General features: G+C 38.0%; 15 protein-coding genes. 2 read left to right on the top strand and 13 right to left on the bottom strand.

Features of this window, described 5'->3' with window-relative positions; translation table 11 throughout:
- Window positions 1-200: 200 nt before the first annotated feature.
- The 5 genes from ABZ559_RS08150 to trpX form a co-directional block, all read right to left on the bottom strand.
- Entirely contained in the window at window positions 201-1,859 is a 1,659-nt protein-coding gene (locus ABZ559_RS08150; protein ID WP_367005918.1) for a ribonuclease J, read from the bottom strand.
- Window positions 1,860-2,398: 539 nt separating this feature from the next.
- Complete coding sequence (locus ABZ559_RS08155; protein WP_367005919.1) at window positions 2,399-2,872, bottom strand: YbaK/EbsC family protein; 474 nt, start codon at window positions 2,870-2,872, stop codon at window positions 2,399-2,401.
- A 9-nt stretch (window positions 2,873-2,881) separates the two neighbouring features.
- Complete coding sequence (locus ABZ559_RS08160; RefSeq protein ID WP_367005921.1) at window positions 2,882-3,640, bottom strand: ABC transporter ATP-binding protein; 759 nt, start codon at window positions 3,638-3,640, stop codon at window positions 2,882-2,884.
- Window positions 3,637-4,506, bottom strand: coding sequence for an ABC transporter permease (locus ABZ559_RS08165; protein ID WP_273414411.1), 870 nt, complete (start codon window positions 4,504-4,506; stop codon window positions 3,637-3,639). Before ABZ559_RS08165 ends, ABZ559_RS08160 begins: the two co-directional genes overlap by 4 nt.
- 15 nt (window positions 4,507-4,521) lie before the next feature.
- Window positions 4,522-5,532 (bottom strand): tryptophan ABC transporter substrate-binding protein, encoded by a 1,011-nt coding sequence (gene trpX / locus ABZ559_RS08170; protein ID WP_367005923.1) that lies wholly within the window; start codon window positions 5,530-5,532, stop codon window positions 4,522-4,524.
- 314 nt (window positions 5,533-5,846) lie between these two features.
- Here trpX and ABZ559_RS08175 point away from each other — a divergent pair, with 314 nt between their 5' ends.
- Together ABZ559_RS08175 and ABZ559_RS08180 are read left to right on the top strand one after the other, a co-directional pair.
- On the top strand, window positions 5,847-6,125 hold the full coding sequence (locus ABZ559_RS08175) for a hypothetical protein (protein ID WP_367005924.1): 279 nt from the start codon (window positions 5,847-5,849) through the stop codon (window positions 6,123-6,125).
- A 136-nt stretch (window positions 6,126-6,261) separates the two neighbouring features.
- The gene (locus ABZ559_RS08180; RefSeq protein ID WP_367005925.1) at window positions 6,262-7,911 is read left to right on the top strand and encodes an NFACT RNA binding domain-containing protein; all 1,650 of its coding nucleotides are present in this window, start codon (window positions 6,262-6,264) and stop codon (window positions 7,909-7,911) included.
- A gap of 220 nt (window positions 7,912-8,131) precedes the next feature.
- Here the strand turns inward: ABZ559_RS08180 and ABZ559_RS08185 are convergent, their stop codons facing one another.
- The 8 genes from ABZ559_RS08185 to pyk all read right to left on the bottom strand — a co-directional run bounded on the left by ABZ559_RS08185 (window position 8,132) and on the right by pyk (window position 16,636).
- Window positions 8,132-8,965: an amino acid ABC transporter substrate-binding protein gene (locus ABZ559_RS08185; RefSeq protein ID WP_367005926.1), complete on the bottom strand. Its 834-nt coding sequence runs from the start codon at window positions 8,963-8,965 to the stop codon at window positions 8,132-8,134.
- Window positions 8,966-8,984: 19 nt separating this feature from the next.
- A complete protein-coding gene (locus ABZ559_RS08190; protein ID WP_018376274.1) occupies window positions 8,985-9,614 on the bottom strand; it encodes an amino acid ABC transporter ATP-binding protein in 630 nt (209 codons plus the stop codon).
- Window positions 9,615-9,625: 11 nt separating this feature from the next.
- Window positions 9,626-10,267: an amino acid ABC transporter permease gene (locus tag ABZ559_RS08195; RefSeq protein WP_018376273.1), complete on the bottom strand. Its 642-nt coding sequence runs from the start codon at window positions 10,265-10,267 to the stop codon at window positions 9,626-9,628.
- Window positions 10,268-10,656: 389 nt separating this feature from the next.
- Window positions 10,657-10,989, bottom strand: a complete 333-nt coding sequence (locus ABZ559_RS08200; protein ID WP_002891088.1) for a zinc ribbon domain-containing protein YjdM — start codon at window positions 10,987-10,989, stop codon at window positions 10,657-10,659.
- A 181-nt stretch (window positions 10,990-11,170) separates the two neighbouring features.
- Window positions 11,171-12,018 (bottom strand): IS630 family transposase gene (locus tag ABZ559_RS08205; RefSeq protein ID WP_367005928.1). Its coding sequence is split into 2 segments (ribosomal slippage): window positions 11,171-11,715 and window positions 11,715-12,018, totalling 849 coding nucleotides; the frame shifts between segments, so codons are not numbered across the junction.
- A gap of 287 nt (window positions 12,019-12,305) precedes the next feature.
- Window positions 12,306-14,120: a glutamine--fructose-6-phosphate transaminase (isomerizing) gene (glmS, locus tag ABZ559_RS08210; protein WP_367005930.1), complete on the bottom strand. Its 1,815-nt coding sequence runs from the start codon at window positions 14,118-14,120 to the stop codon at window positions 12,306-12,308.
- Between the two features lie 182 nt (window positions 14,121-14,302).
- Window positions 14,303-14,860, bottom strand: coding sequence for a signal peptidase I (gene lepB, locus ABZ559_RS08215; protein WP_367005931.1), 558 nt, complete (start codon window positions 14,858-14,860; stop codon window positions 14,303-14,305).
- 273 nt (window positions 14,861-15,133) lie between these two features.
- Window positions 15,134-16,636 (bottom strand): pyruvate kinase, encoded by a 1,503-nt coding sequence (pyk, locus tag ABZ559_RS08220; RefSeq protein ID WP_018376270.1) that lies wholly within the window; start codon window positions 16,634-16,636, stop codon window positions 15,134-15,136.
- Between the last annotated feature and the right edge of the window lie 4 nt (window positions 16,637-16,640).

Consider the following 16,640-nt stretch of genomic DNA (forward strand, 5'->3'; position numbering starts at 1 on the left):
CAGCTCAATCATTCATCAAAACGAGAACAATTGGCGTACACCATTCTTTACGCAATCTTTGGCACGAAACAATGTCCGTAAGCTATATTACATTATGGCAAAGAGAGTTCCAATAATCCGGTAAATTATTGGAAATGAGAAATTAAGAAATCATATTTTCTCAGCTGTCACAGTCATAAAAGATACACTAAAAGCCTATCTTAGCGAACTTCCATAACAACTGGTAGGACTGCTGGACGTCGTTTCGTTTGATCAAAGAGGAATTTAGAGAGGTCGTCACGAACAGCCCCTTTGAGTTCTCCCCAATCAAAAGTATCTTGAGCTAGATAATTCTCAACAGTCGTATTGACTAAATCCGCTGCCTCACGTAAAATGTCACGGCTTTTCTTCACATAAACAAAACCTCTGGTGTGAATTTTAGCTTTGGCGATAATTTTCTTTTCCTTTTTATTAACGGTAATAGCCACGATAAAAATTCCATCCTCAGATAAAACTTTTCGGTCACGAAGAACAATATTTCCCACATCACCAATGGCGTTTCCATCAATCATCACATCACCAGCTGGAACGCCCCCTTCATGAAGAAAACCATCCTTGCTGTAAACCATGATATCTCCACGTTTGACGATGTAGATAGTTTCAGGATACATACCAACCTCTTGAGCCAATTCCGCATGTGCTGCTAAGTCACGATATTCTCCTTGTACAGGGAAGAGATGTTTAGGACGCAAAAGATTTAGCATGAGTTGCAAGTCACGTCCATTCGCATGTCCAGACACTCGGAGATTTTGGGTAATTAGTTTAACTGATCCACCTGCCTTGTAAATAAGGTTTTCAACACGCGCAACGACAGCTTCCTTCGCAATACTTGGCGTTGTCACAATATACACAAGGTCTCCTTCTTTAATTTGGACATGACGGTGACGACCAAGAGCCATTTTTTGGAGGCTGTTAATAGGCTCACCCATTCGCCCAGCATCTAAAATAATGAGTTCATGATCCTCAAATTTATCCATTTCTTTTGGTTTGATAATCAGCTTTTCATCAGCAATACGCAATCGTTTCATGCGAATAGCTGTACGGACAATATTTTCAACATCCAGACCCGTCAAGACGACACGTCGACCATGATCAGCTGCTGAATCAAAGACTTGTTGGATACGCACTAGATTGCTAGCTACTGCTGCAATAATGACGCGACCTTCAGCATCCGCGATAACATGGTCGATTTCTACGCCGACTTCTGATTCACTAGCAGTCTGTACTGTGCTAGTGGCATTAGCAGAATCAGACATTAAAGCCAAAACACCTTCACGGCCAATTTCAGCCAGACGAGCCAAATCTGTCTTGTAGTAAGGACGAGCAGCTTGGTCAAATTTGAAATCACCAGTATAGACAATATTTCCTTCGTCCGTCCCTACGACAATCCCTAAGCTCTCAGGAATTGAGTGTGTTGTTTTGAAAAATGAAATTACAGCATCTTCAAACTCAATTTCGGTTTCCGCATCAACCACATGAAAATTGTTAAATTTCTTAGGACCATTATTTTTCACAAAAAGCTTAGCCAACTCAATAGTCAGAGGTGATCCAAAAACAGGTGCTTTCACTTCTGAAATCAAGTAAGGTAGAGCTCCAATGGCATCCGCGTGACCATGTGTTAGAAAAATCCCTTGTACACGTTTTTTATTCTCAATGAGATAATCAAGACTTGGAATGACCACATCAACACCCAATTGTTCATTTTCAGGGTATTTAAGACCGGCATCAAGCACAAAAATAGACTCATTAATTTCAACCACATAGAGGTTTTTTCCGTTTTCACGGACACCTCCAAGGGCGATAATTTTGATATCGCTCATTTTTTCTCCTTTTTCTGTATTTTTTTAATAATAGCAGAGCTTTTTAGCTCCTTTTTCATACAAACGGTCCTTGCTCCAAAGAATTCGTGTCCAGAGTGAGCAAGTCGAATTACAGCACTTCTATTGTACCATATTTCTACCAAAATGACTAAGAGAGAACTATGATATACCACGGTTGTGACATTGAGATTTCACTAACAGGCCTTAACAGATTAAAACAAAGACTAACAAAGATAAATGACAAATCTAGTAGCTTATACTCTTCGAAAATCAAAATTATCCGTTGTCAACTAGCCTTGATGAACTCAAGTTCTATCGTCGGCTTCGTTTCCTAGGCTACTTTTGATTTTCATTGAGTATTAGAGCAAGCCGAAGCCAATGAGTCATCCTTTTGATAAAAAAGAATGACTTGCTTTTAGTATCATTCTCTGAATAAGAATATACTTCACCACTTATTTCCTAAAAAAATCAAGCAACTCACGTTTGCTTGACTCACTCTTTATAAAACTGGGATAACAGTTGAAAATGAAGTGCTTGTTTTAAAATACATGTTGGTGTTTGCAATGTTGCCAAAGTGACACCAGCCCCAATGATGATGCTATCCTTTTGAAAACTTCTGGTTCAATGACAAGTAGCCAATCAGATGACAGAGCAAGGGGCGTAAAAGCGCTAAATGACTGTCCTGTCAGCATTTCTGCCTTTACCTTATCCATAAGATGCAGATCACGCAAACCTAACTGCTTCTTTATCATTTTACTATCAACACGCTTACCAAAAGGCACTAAGGTAGCAATATTTATCAAATTATGCCCGCTTTTTCCCTCAAAAAAGATACAATTATAAGCCATGTCTTCTGGAAAATGGTAGGCATCCATAAGCTCCCTACCATTTGTAAATTGGGGATTTACCATCATAGCTTGAACACGCTCCAATAGATGATTATCAAGGAGATAAGTTTGGATGGTTTCCGGTAGAACATCCAAATAAGTTGCTACACTTTTAAAATCAGCCATATTTCCCCCTTACTCAAATAGTTGGTAATAGTCAGAAATACTCATTTTTTCCTTTTCGGCTTGCTTGAGGTCTTGGATAATTTTTCCATCCTTCATTACAATGAGGCGGTTACCATACTTAAGAGCGTCTTCCATATGATGAGTGATCATCAGAGCAGTTAGCTTATCCTGTTTCACAAAATCATCTGTTAACTGCATAAGAGACACGCTAGTTTTTGGATCCAAAGCTGCTGTATGTTCATCCAAGAGCAAGAGTTCTGGGCGTTTGAGCGTTGCCATCAGTAAACTCAACGCCTGACGTTGACCACCTGATAGTAGCCCTGTTGGAGTCTCTAAATGTTTTTCCAAACCATTGCCCGTCTTGCTAATCAGATTGGTAAATTCTTCGGTAAAAGCGTGAATTTTTCGTGGAGAAAAGCTGCGCTTCTCGCCACGATACTTAGCAATTAGGAGATTTTCCGCAACTGTCATACGAGGTGACGTCCCCATTTTGGGATCCTGAAAAACGCGGGATAAATATTTGGCTCTTTTTTCAGCTGGAAGAGCTGTCACATCTTCTCCTAAAATGACAACACTGCCACTGGTTAACATGAGGGTTCCGGCAATAACATTGAATAGAGTAGATTTCCCCGCACCATTTCCACCAAGGATCGTTAAAAAGTCATGTTCATAAATGTCCAAATTAACATGGTCAAGTATTGTTTTGACCTCATCAAAACCATTATTAACTTGAACAGTTGCATTTTTTAGTTCAATGATTTTTTTCATCGTGATAAGGTCACTCCTTTAAAGAATTTTTGCCTCAAAACAGGAATCATTAGACAGATGGCTAAGACAAGAGCACTAAAAAGTTTTAGATAATTCGTATTAAAGCCAAGCGCAATGACAGCTGCTATTAAAAATTGATAGAAAATCGAACCAATGACAATAGCTACCAGGCGCTCTAACAACGTCAATCCTGTGGAATAGAGAACCTCACCAATGATAATACTGGCTAGTCCGATAACAATAACACCAATCCCTTTAGAAACATCGGCATAGCCATCTTGTTGACTAACCAAGGCACCTGAAAGAGCAATCAAACCATTTGATACTACCAAGCCCATCACTTCCATGCGATCAGTGTTTATCCCAAAACTCTTTGCCATTTCACGATTATCTCCCGTAGCAATATAGGCTTGGCCAAGTCGGGTGTACAAGAAATATATCAGTGTAGCAATGACCAAAATCACCACAATTAAACCTAAAATCAATAGATTACTTTCCTTTGTAAAGGGAAATAAATCTTGTAAGGTTTTAATATCAAGTAGTCCAAGATTAGCTCGCCCCATAACCATGAGCATGATGGAATTACAAGATGTCATAACCAATATTCCTGCCAGTAAGGTTGGGATTTTTCCTTTGGTGTAGAGGAGACCTGTCACAAGTCCTGCCAAACATCCAGCTAATGTTCCTGCTAATGTCGCAAACAATGGATGAGTACCGTTGTTCATCAAAGTCACTGCCACTGCTCCGCCTAATGGAAAAGAGCCTTCTGTTGTCATATCTGGAAAATTTAAAATTCTAAAGGTAAGGTAAATTCCCAACCCGAGTACGCCCCAAAGTAATCCTTGTGATACTGATGAGATAATCATAAGTTTTGCTTCTTTCTATTCATTTTCTTTGACTGCAATATCAGCCTCTTCTAAAACGCTGTCTGGAATAGTGATACCAAGCTCTTTAGCAGCCTTTAGATTAACTGTTGGTGTTCCTGTATCAATGACATTAACTGGAACCTCCTTAACAGATTTACCGTTTAGAAGTTTGACAGCAATTTTGGCTGTTTCAACACCAAGATCATATTGACTCTGAGCAACAGAAGCGATGGAGCCTTGTTCTACCATAGTATCCACGCTTGAATAGACAGGTATTTTAGCAGCATTTGCTGAAGAAACAACTGTTGGAAAGGCTGAGGCAATAGTATTATCCTGTGGTACGAAGATAGCATCAACCTTTCCTGTCATGACTGACATTGTAGTTGTAATTTCATTGGTTGATGGTACAGCATATTCAATAACACTGAGACCAGATGCTTGAGCGTATTTTTTAAATTCTGCTACTTGTGAAACGGAGTTGTCCTCACTACTAGCGTATAAAACACCTATGGTCTTAGCATTTGGGGTAATATCCTGAATAAGTTCAACCGTTTGCTTCAGTGGTACATGATTAGACGTCCCAGTAACGTTTCCTTCTGGTTTTTTCAAATTCTTCACTAGTTTGGCTCCAACTGGGTCTGAGATAGCTCCCATAACCACTGGAATATCCTTTGTAGCACCTGCCAAACCTTGAGCAGCTGGGGTTGCAATACCAATCAAAACATCATTTTTATCATTGACTAACTTTTTACTCATGGTTTGAATTTTACTTTGATCACCCTCAGAATTTAAGACTGTCAAATCAATATTATCTCCATCATAACCTGCATCGGCCAATCCATCTTCAATTCCTTTTTCAATCTGATCAAGGGCATCGTGTGTAACGTACTGTAAAATACCAACTTTTACAACATCTTTTGTAGCACCTGCTTGTGAGTTGCTTTTTGACAAATTATTATAAGCAAAAGAGCCAACAACGACAAGTCCAAGGGCAATAAGTGTTCCAATAAGTGCTTTATTTTTCATAAACTTTCTCCTCTAAAACATTTCATAATATTCTTTTTATCAATCAATTGAGTCTACTAAAAAGAAAAACGCCTAGTAACCCTTACTACGCGCCTTTTACCTTGAACTAAGACCTAGCGCACAGATACTTTTTAGAAGTACTCCAAAAGTCGTATCTATGCACACACATAAACACAACCTTTACATACGCCAGCTTTGCCAATTCGTAAGAGTTTGTGTCATGTTCATCTTAGCTTCCTCCTGTGTTTTTCTATAATTATATACTATATTCTGAAAATTGCAAGCACTTTTCGAAATTTTCTTAATTTTATTTCTTGTCCCCACTTGTTAAGTCACACAGAGAAATCAACCACCTCCCCACACAACATCACCTTTCCATTGACAATTTATCACTCATTGAACACGAGGTCTTATCAGGTACCGGAATTACGATTGTTAGTCAAGATATCGCCGAACGTATCTTAGCAAACAAAGATATCGTTACTAGTTCTCAAAAGTTTAAAGATATCTCTACTAAAACCTATGCCATCATCAAAATGGATAATCCTCATTACCAAGAACTCATTTCTATCATCCAAAAATTAAAATCATAGCTTATTCCAAATGACAGATTCTTGAAAGGATATGGTATAATAAAGGGATTGAAAACATGAGATTAGAAAGGAGACGTCGCCAGATTAGTTAATAGTTTGATATTCTTTACAAACTAAACTTGCGGCAACTTTAATCATGTCATTTGATGGTTTTTTTCTACACCATTTAACAAAAGAATTACAAGAAGAGCTACTTTACGGACGCATTCAAAAGGTCAATCAGCCTTTTGAGCGTGAGTTGGTTTTAACTATTCGTAACAATCGCCAAAATTACAAACTTCTCATTTCTGCTCACCCTGTTTTTGGACGTATTCAAACTACAAAAGCAGATCTGCCTAATCCCCAAATACCAAATACGTTTACCATGATTATGCGAAAATACCTTCAAGGGGCAGTCATTGAAAACATTACGCAGATTGAAAATGACCGTATTTTAGAAATTGCATTTTCTAATAAAAACGAGATTGGTGATCACATTAAAGTCACTTTAATTATCGAAATCATGGGCAAACATAGCAATATCATTTTGATTGATAAATCTGAAAATAAAATTATCGAGTCAATCAAACACATCGGTTTCTCACAAAATAGCTACCGTACTATCTTACCTGGCTCTACCTACATCGCGCCACCTCAAACTGACGCGAGCAATCCCTTTACCATCGTTGATGAGAAACTCTTTGAAATCTTACAAACAGAGGACTTGTCACCTAAAAACCTTCAAAGGCTCTTTCAAGGACTTGGGCGCGATACCGCCAGTCAATTGGCTGCGCAGCTAACTGATAACAAACTAAAACAGTTTAGAACTTTTTTTGCTCAAAGTTGTCAGCCTAACCTGACTGAAAATAGCTTTGCTGCTGTGCTATTTTCTGATAGTCTCCAAAACTTCCACACCTTATCTGAAGTAATGGACTACTTCTACCAAGAAAAAGCCGAGCGCGATCGCATCGCTCAGCAAGCCAGTGATTTGATTCATCGAGTACAAAACGAACTAGATAAAAATCGGAAAAAACTTGCCAAGCAAGAAAAAGAATTATCAGACACAGACAATGCCGAAGAATTTCGACAAAAAGGGGAGCTGTTAACCACTTTTTTAAGTTTAGTTCCAAACAATCAAGATAGGGTTGAACTAGACAACTACTATACTGGTCAAAAAATTACGATTGCACTAGATAAAGCTTTGACACCTAATCAAAATGCTCAGCGTTATTTTAAAAAATATCAAAAGTTAAAAGAAGCTGTGAAGCATTTAACTGGGTTAATTGAGGAAACCAAACAAAGCATCCATTATTTTGAAAGTGTCGAGTATAGCCTTTCTCAGGCCAATATGGATGAAATTGAGGATATCCGAGAAGAACTCGTTCAAGCAGGCTTTATGAAGAGACGGTCAACAGACAAACGCCACAAACGTAAAAAGCCAGAACAATATCTGGCTTCAGATGGCAAGACCATTATCATGGTTGGGCGTAACAACCTGCAAAATGATGAATTGACTTTTAAAATGGCAAAAAAAGGGGAGCTTTGGTTCCATGCCAAAGATATTCCAGGTAGCCATGTCCTTATTAAGGATAACCTCAACCCAAGTGATGAAGTCAAAACAGATGCGGCTGAATTAGCTGCCTACTACTCCAAGGCTCGCTTGTCAAACCTTGTTCAAGTTGATATGATTGAAGCTAAAAAACTCAACAAACCAACTGGTGGCAAACCAGGCTTTGTAACCTATACTGGTCAAAAAACATTACGCGTTACCCCTACCGAAGAAAAAATTCAATCTATGAAGCGGTGATGACGTAAAAATATTCATTTCTTTTATAGATTAATCTAAATGCCTCTAATCTAATACCGAAACACAACCATCTGCCTAACAAGTCATTTTGATAAGAGGATGTTCAAAATGTCAGAATCTGGAACAAAAACTCTTACTTAACAAAAAATCAGCTGTTCAATAATCGTGAATAGCTGATTTTTATCTAACAATTAAGGTATGCTTCGTCCATAGAAGACACTTATTTGCTAACCTCATCCGTTGCAACGTCTTCGCCAAACCATTTTTTAGAGATTTCTTGGAATTTTCCAGTCTCATATAGTTTCTTGAAGGCAGCATTAACTTTTTTTACTAATGTCTTATCCTCTTTGCGCACACCTGCGGCAAAGTCTTCACCGTCAAATTTGCTTTCAATGATATTGTATTGGTCGAGTTCACCTTCCTGAGCGAGGTAGTAATTTGCATACACACGGTCAATCAAAAGTCCGTCAATACGATCATTTTTAAGGTCAATAAGTGCCTGTGTGAAAGTTTCATATTGTGTCGCGTCATTACCCTTTACAAGGTCTTTCAAAACTTCAGGCTTAGATGTGAAGGCATCATATCCTGATGAACCAGACTGAGCCCCAAGAACCTTGTCCTTCATACCCTCAAAACTATCAATACCCGATGATTTTTTGGTCACAAGAACTTGTTCATTTTTCATGTAAGGATTTGTGAAAGCTACTTTGGCTTGACGCTCTTTTGTGATAGAATAGCCATTCCAAATCAAGTCAATTTTGCCATTTTTTAATTCAGTCTCTTTCAAATCCCAATTAATTGGTTGCCATTTAACTTTGATGCCATATTCTTTGAAGACTGCATTTGCCAAATCAATGTCAAAACCGACATTATTGCCCTTGTCATCTTCATACCCCATTGGCACAAAAGTATTATCAAAACCAATCGTGATTGATTTTTTAGACGCGTAGGTTTCCCAATTATCCTTACTTGTCGAACTTTTTGACCCGCAGGCTGCTAGAGAAACTGCCGCAAACAAGGTTACTGCACCTAATAAAACTTTTTTCAACTTCATAAACACACCTAGAACTTTCTTATTTTGGATTGATTTTTAAAATATTATCTGAAATGTTTTCTGCAAATTGCAAATCGTGTGTGACAACAATCTGAGTGATGCCAGCTTGACGATTTTGCAAGATTAACTTTTCAACTTCCTGACGTAACTCAGGATCCAGAGCACTGGTCGGCTCATCATAGCCGATAATCTGTGGGTCAATCATCATAGCACGCGCCAAGGCAACACGTTGTTTTTGCCCACCAGAGAGCGAATACGGATAGACGTCAGCATGTTCTCCAAGACCTAAGCGTTCAAGTAAATCCATAGCTTTTTTCTTGGCAGTTTCTTTGTCCATGTTCATTGTTTTAACTGGTGAAAGCGTCAGATTATCTAAAACAGTCAAATGAGGGAAAAGCTGGAAATCTTGAAAAACAAAACCAAGCAAATTGAGATTTTCCAAATGATTGATTGGAACCTCTTTGCCGTTATGAATAATTTCTCCAGAATCAATCTTCTCCAAACCAGCAAGCATACGCAGAAGGGTTGTCTTACCTCCACCTGAAGGGCCGACAAGTGATAAAACCTTACCGTCCTCAATGATGAGATTAAAGTGGTCAAAAATCTGTTTCTGACCAAATTGTTTTGAAATATTTTTTAATTCTAACATCTGGTCACCTCTTATTTATAAAAGCTAAACTTCTTTTCAACACGCTTAGACAAGATTGTCACCACACCAATCAAGATGAGATAAATAGCTCCTGCGATAAACATCGGCGCTAAAGTTGCATCACGATTTGCCGCAGTCTTACTTGCCAAAAGAAGATCACCAACACCAAGAACATAAACCAATGAAGAATCTTTGACAAGGTTAATGACTTCATTGAAAACACTTGGTAAAACAATCTTAATCACTTGAGGCAAGATGATGAAACGGATCGTTTGTAACTGGGTAAATTTCAAAACCTTTGCCGCTTCATACTGCCCTTTAGGGATAGCCTCAATACCGCCGCGGAAAATCTCAGCAAAGTAGGCTGCATAATTCATCACAAAGGCCAAAATTGCAGCTGGCATCCGGTCAAAAGTAATACCAACGCTAGGTAAAACGTAATAAAAGAAGATTAACTGCAAGAGTAGAGGAGTTCCACGCATGACCCAGACATAGAGGGTCAATAACCACTGCAAAGGTTTAAATTTTACTTGCATCAAAAAAGCAAGAATCGCACCTAGCGGAATAGACAAAACAATGACAATAAAGAAAACCTGTAAAGTCACCACAGCGCCGTTCAACAAGCTAGGCAAAACTTGTAATATATATGACATAGCCTCTCCTATTTTCGATATAATGACATTATAGCAAATTTTCAGACGATTTAGAAGAGTCATAAAGAAAAAAAGCTTATAAAAATACAGCTACTTCACTTAAAATGAAATAGCTGCTGTCTCGCTTAGACTTTGTATTCACAGTACAGCACTCCCATCTAAGGCTAGGTTTTCAGCTACTCATTGTTAGTTTTTTAAAATACTGTCAGTATTCTTTCAAAAACTACCTTGATTAGTTATACTCTTCGAAAATCAAAATTATCCGTTGTCAACTTGCCTTGATGAACTCAAGTTCTACCGTCGGCTTCGTTTCCTAGGCTACTTTTGATTTTCATTGAGTATTAAAAACTATCTCTTATCTAAAAGCACTTTACTTGTGAATACAGGTTCTAAATTTTTTTAACAAATTCTGATTTGAGTTTCATGGCACCAAAACCATCAATTTTACAATCAATATTATGATCACCTTCAACAAGACGGATATTCTTAACACGAGTACCTTGCTTGATGTCTTTGGGAGCACCTTTTACTTTCAAATCTTTGATAACTGTTACAGTATCACCGTCAGCTAAGCGAGTTCCGTTGCTATCAAGGACAACAAGTCCCTCTTCTTCTGCGACTTCATTTGGATCCCATTCATAAGCACATTCTGGACAAACCAGCAAGATGCCGTCCTCATAAACATATTCAGAATTACATTTTGGGCAATTTGGTAACGACATAAATTCTCCTTTAAAACGATATACCTTTATTCTACTGTACTCATGAGTATTTAGCAAGATAGTAGGTTTCTGAAATTGTTTTCAAATATCAAAAAAGATAAAAGTGAAACAAAAATGGTTAACTCTCAGACCTTCGGTATCTGAGTAAATCACAATTTCTTATAACCAACTAAATATATAGTTAATTGAAACAGGAGTAGGACAAAAGTGCCTCAAGAAAAGTATCGTAATTTGGCAATACTTTTCTGAGGTGTTTTTTGATTTGAGCCCATGTTTTCTCAATGGGATTATACTCAGGTGAGTAAGGAGGAAGTGGTAAAAGTCTATGCCCCTGCTCCTTGCATAACTCTTTTAGCTTACTCATCCTATGAAACCTTGCATTGTCCATAATGATAACAGATGGTCTATCTAAAGTGGGGAGTAAGAATGTTTTGAACCAAGCTTCGAAAAAGTCACTAGTCATGGTTTCTTTGTAGGTCATTGGGGCTATAATCTCACCGTTTATAAGACCTGCGACTAAAGATATCCGCTGGAATCTTCTTCCAGAGACCTGACCCGTGATCAACTGACCTTTCAAAGAGCGACCATATTCTCGATGAAAATATGTCTCAAACCCTGTCTCATCAATATAAACAGGTGTCTGGTGACTTAAGTTATTAAATTCTTTAAGGAACTCATTTACTTTTTCAGGGTCTTGTTCATAGTAGGTACAGCTCTTTTTTTTCGAGTATATCCCATAGCTTTGAGAGCGTAATGAATAGCTGTTGGATGACAGCCAAATTCAGAAGCTATTTCAGTCAAAAAAGCATCTGGATAAGCTTCAAGATAGTTCTTTAATTTTTCTCTATCAATTTTTCTTGGTTTGGTTCCCTTAACTTGGTGATGAAGTTCGCCAGTAGTCTCCATTAATTTTAGCCATTGATAGATGGTGTTGCGTGAAATATCGAAAACAACAGATGCTTCAGTAATACTGCCGGTTTTCTCACAGTATGCGAGAACTTTTTTACGAAAATCTAATGAATATGCCATAAGTACATTATATCACATTATGTACTATTTGTGTTTCATTTTACTATATTACTCCTGTATCTACACGATTGGATGAACTGAGCTTGTCTTTTGGTTTGCATTTCATCATTTTTTAGACTTTGTTGACTGATTCTGATTTCCAAAGACTCAAGAACTTTTTTTCAAAATACAGTCAGTATTCTCTCAAAAAAATGGCTTGATTAGCGAAAAACGATCTCTTATTTAAAAGTTCTAAGGAGACAATATAAAAGCTAGGTACTTCTACCTAACTTTTATGTTGTTAATCTTTATTCAACTGTAACTGATTTGGCTAGATTACGTGGTTTATCAACATCAAGACCACGTTGTAGGGTTGCAAAGTATGCGATTAACTGTGTTGGCACAACCATCGAAATCGCTGTCAAGAATGGGTGGACTTTGTTTATAATGATATCATCACCTTCTTTTGCCAAATCTTCTTCAACAATCGTTAACACATTAGCACCGCGTGCTACAACTTCTTGGATATTTCCGCGAGTATGTGCTGCAATACGTTCTGAGCCTGAAATAAGTGCTAACACAGGCACGCCATCTTCAATCAATGAAATAGTACCGTGTTTCAATTCCCCCGCTGCAAAACCTTCACACTGAATGTAAGAAATTTCCTTTAATTTCAAAGATGCTTCCATTGCAACATAGTAATCATTCCCACGACCAATGTAGAAAGCATTGTGAGTAGTACTGAGAAGTTTTTCAACTTTTGCAGCAATCAGATCTTTTTCGGTTAAGGTCGCTTCAATTGATTGTGCTGCAATGGCAAATTCATGTACTAAATCAAAATCTTTAGCAGCTTGATTACCAATAGCCTCACCTACTGCCTTAGCCAGTACAGCAAGAGTTGCAATTTGAGCTGTATAGGCTTTGGTTGAGGCAACAGCAATCTCTGGACCAGCATGAAGAAGCATAGTATAGGTCGCTTCACGAGAAAGCGTTGAACCTGGAACATTGGTCACTGTTAAGCTTGGAATACCTAGTTCATTGGCATGTACCAAAACCTGACGGCTATCAGCAGTTTCACCCGACTGACTAATGAAGATAAACAAAGGCTTTTTGCTGAGCAGTGGTTGATTATAACCCCATTCTGATGAAATTCCTAATTCAACTGGTGTTTCTGTTAAAGTTTCGAGCATGGTTTTAGCTGCAAAACCAGCATGATAAGAAGTCCCTGCTGCAATAATATAGAGACGGTCTGCTTCTTTGACAGCATCAATAATTTCTTGATCAACAATAATCTTATCATCGTCATCTGTATAAGCCTTGGTCAATTTACGCATTACAGTAGGTTGTTCATCGATTTCTTTGAGCATGTAGTAAGGATAAGTTCCTTTACCGATATCAGACAAATCAAGTTCTGCCGTGTAACTACCACGTTCAATCGCATTACCATCATAATCTGTTACTGTCGCACTATCTTTAGTTAAGACAACTAGTTCTTTGTCATGAATTTCCATAAATTCGCTGGTTTCGCGAATCATCGCCATAGCGTCAGAACAAACCATATTGTAACCTTCACCAAGTCCAATCAAGAGTGGTGATTTGTTCTTAGCAACATAAATGGTATCAGGATTTTCAGAATCCACTAGCGCAAAAGCATATGATCCCTCGATGATATGCAAAGCTTTTTTGAAAGCTTCCAAGACAGACAAACCATCTGTTACAAATTGACCAACAAGGTGAACAGCAATTTCAGTGTCTGTTTGTCCTTTCAAGGTGTGATTTGAAAGATAATCATCTTTGATTTGAAGGTAATTTTCAATCACACCATTATGAACCAGGACAAAACGTCCTGTTTCTGAAGTGTGTGGGTGAGCATTCTCTTCTGATGCAGGTCCGTGTGTCGCCCAACGTGTATGCCCGATACCAGTAGAACCTGCAACGTCAATCCCAATTTTCGATCGAAGATCAGCGATACGACCAACCGACTTGATTAAACGACCATTAGCAGCACCATTTAGAACATAAATCCCTGCCGAATCATAGCCACGATACTCCAGTTTTTCAAGACCTTGCATTAAAATATCTGTCGCGTTACGACTTCCAACGACACCTACAATACCACACATATTTTTTACTGATAGTCGGCAAATATGCCCACTACTTTCTCCTTAAGTTAAATTTAAGAATTGGTATAGTCTAATAATCCACCACCAAAACTTGATGAAAACAGTATATAACTTTATTTTTTTTTTGTCAACTAAAGAATTGGTATAGTCAGTTTATCAAATTAAAAAAGAGTAGTCAAAAACTACTCCACATCAATAAAACCAAAATTACCCAACGGAAGCAACCTAAAGGTTACTACACCTCTGATTTGTGATTGACTAATCAGACCAAATTTCCGACTATCATTCGTATTTTGTCGATCGTCATTCAGAACCAAATATTTCCCTTTTGGAACAACATTACCAGTCTTGCCAGTAATTGTCTCAACTGTGAAATCATCGGTAAAGAGGGAACCCGCTGGTGCTTGGGAAAGGTAACTACTCTTCAACGACTCTATGTAATCCTGAGATTCAATGGCATTATCCAAATAAAAAATATCATCCATGTAAGTCACCGATTGCCCTTGTGTAGCAATGACTCGGCTAATATAGAAAATACCATCCTCTTCGTAAACAATAAAGTCTTTGTACTGGGGCTGCTTGTTGCGATTCACTAAAACCACATCGCCATTTTTCAGATATTGATTCGCAGCATCTTCATGAACACGAAAGGTGGAGAAAATAAAAATTCTCATCAAAATAAAAACTAATATCGCTAATAAAACTAGGATAATATTTCTAATAAAATCACGTTTAACCATAACAACTCCAATTCTATACTTGAATAGTATATCATTTTTTGGACAATAAAAAAAGCCCTCATTTCTAATTGAAACTTTGCAATAAGACTTCTCATCCAAACTCTAGCTTACTCTTCAAAGCAAAAAAAGCCTATCAAACAAGCTCTAAACGCTTGATATGATAGACTTTTTTCGTCGTAAACGGCTGGATACTCTTCATTTTCTGAATTGTAAGTATCCTAGCACTCCTGACAGGGATACGTCAACAAAATCAAAGATTTCTGACTTATCGCCTTATTTTACTGTACGGATACGCATTGTATTAGTTCCACCTGATCCTACTGGAACACCTGCTACGATGATGATGTTGTCACCTGATTCAACAAGACCTGATTCAAGAGCAACTTTTTCAGCTACTTCAAACATATCATCTGTTGAAGCTGGTTTTTCAGTAACAACTGGAATAACACCCCAGTTAATCATAAGTGATTTTTGAGTTTTCTCATCAAATGTTACTGCCAAGATATCAGCTTCTGGACGGTACTTAGAAATAGCACGCGCTGTTGAACCAGATTCTGTAAGGGCAACAACAAGTTTGATGTTCATTGAATTTGTAGCGTCTTTAACTGCTGACGCAACAACTTCTGTTTTAGTTTCACGTGGGAATTTAGATGAATCAAGACGTCCATACTCTTTAAGAAGAGTTTGAGCATTTTTATCAATTGTAGCCATTGTACGAACTGATTCAACTGGGTATTTACCGTTAGCTGACTCACCAGAAAGCATTGTTGCGTCTGTACCGTCGATAACAGCGTTGAAGACGTCAGATACTTCTGAACGAGTTGCACGTGGTTTATCAGTCATTGTTTCAAGCATGTTTGTTGCTGTGATAACTGCTTTACCAGCTGCATTAACTTTAGTGATGATCATTTTTTGGTAAACTGGCACCATTTCAAATGGTACTTCAATACCCATGTCACCACGAGCAATCATGATACCATCAGCTGCTTCGATGATTTCATCGATGTTGTCGATACCTTGTTGGTTTTCAATTTTTGCGAACAAACGAACGTGTCCGTTACCAGTTTCTTCACAGATTGCACGAACTTCGTTAACATCTTTTGCAGTACGTACAAATGAGATAGCGATGAAGTTAAGACCTTGTTCAAGACCAAAACGGATATCAGCGTTATCACGTTCAGCAAGTGCTGGGAAAGGAATTTTAGTGTAAGGAATGTTTACACCTTTTTGTTTAGCAATGATGCCATCATTTTCAACTTCAACGACAAATTCACGTTTGTCAGCATCTTTTTCGATAACTTTAAGTCCAAGTTTACCATCATCAACAAGAACTTGTTTACCAACTTCAACATCGTCAAAGATATCAAGTGCACCTGCAACGTTCAAAGCGATAACTTCACGAGTTGATTTGATACCTTGTTTTGTAGCAACACGAATCACTTCACCAGTTTTGTATGAGTACTCTTTAGCATCACCTTCGAACAATTCTGTACGAATTTCAGGTCCTTTAGTATCAAGAAGGAAACCAACTTTTTGACCAGCGATTTCTTCTGCTTTACGAACGACTTCCATACGTTCACCTTGTTCAGCATGGTCCCCGTGTGAGAAGTTGAAACGGAAAACATTAGCTCCTTCTTTAATCAATTCAGCGATTTTTTCAGCTGATGCTTGATGATCGAGTTTTTCACCCCAATAACCATCATCACCAAATTTTTTACCGCCGCGGATTTCTACCGCAGGTCCGAGTGTAGCAACAATTTTTACACGTTTATGCATGATA

Source organism: Streptococcus sp. ZY19097, from assembly GCF_040731245.1.
Classification (GTDB): domain Bacteria; phylum Bacillota; class Bacilli; order Lactobacillales; family Streptococcaceae; genus Streptococcus; species Streptococcus orisratti.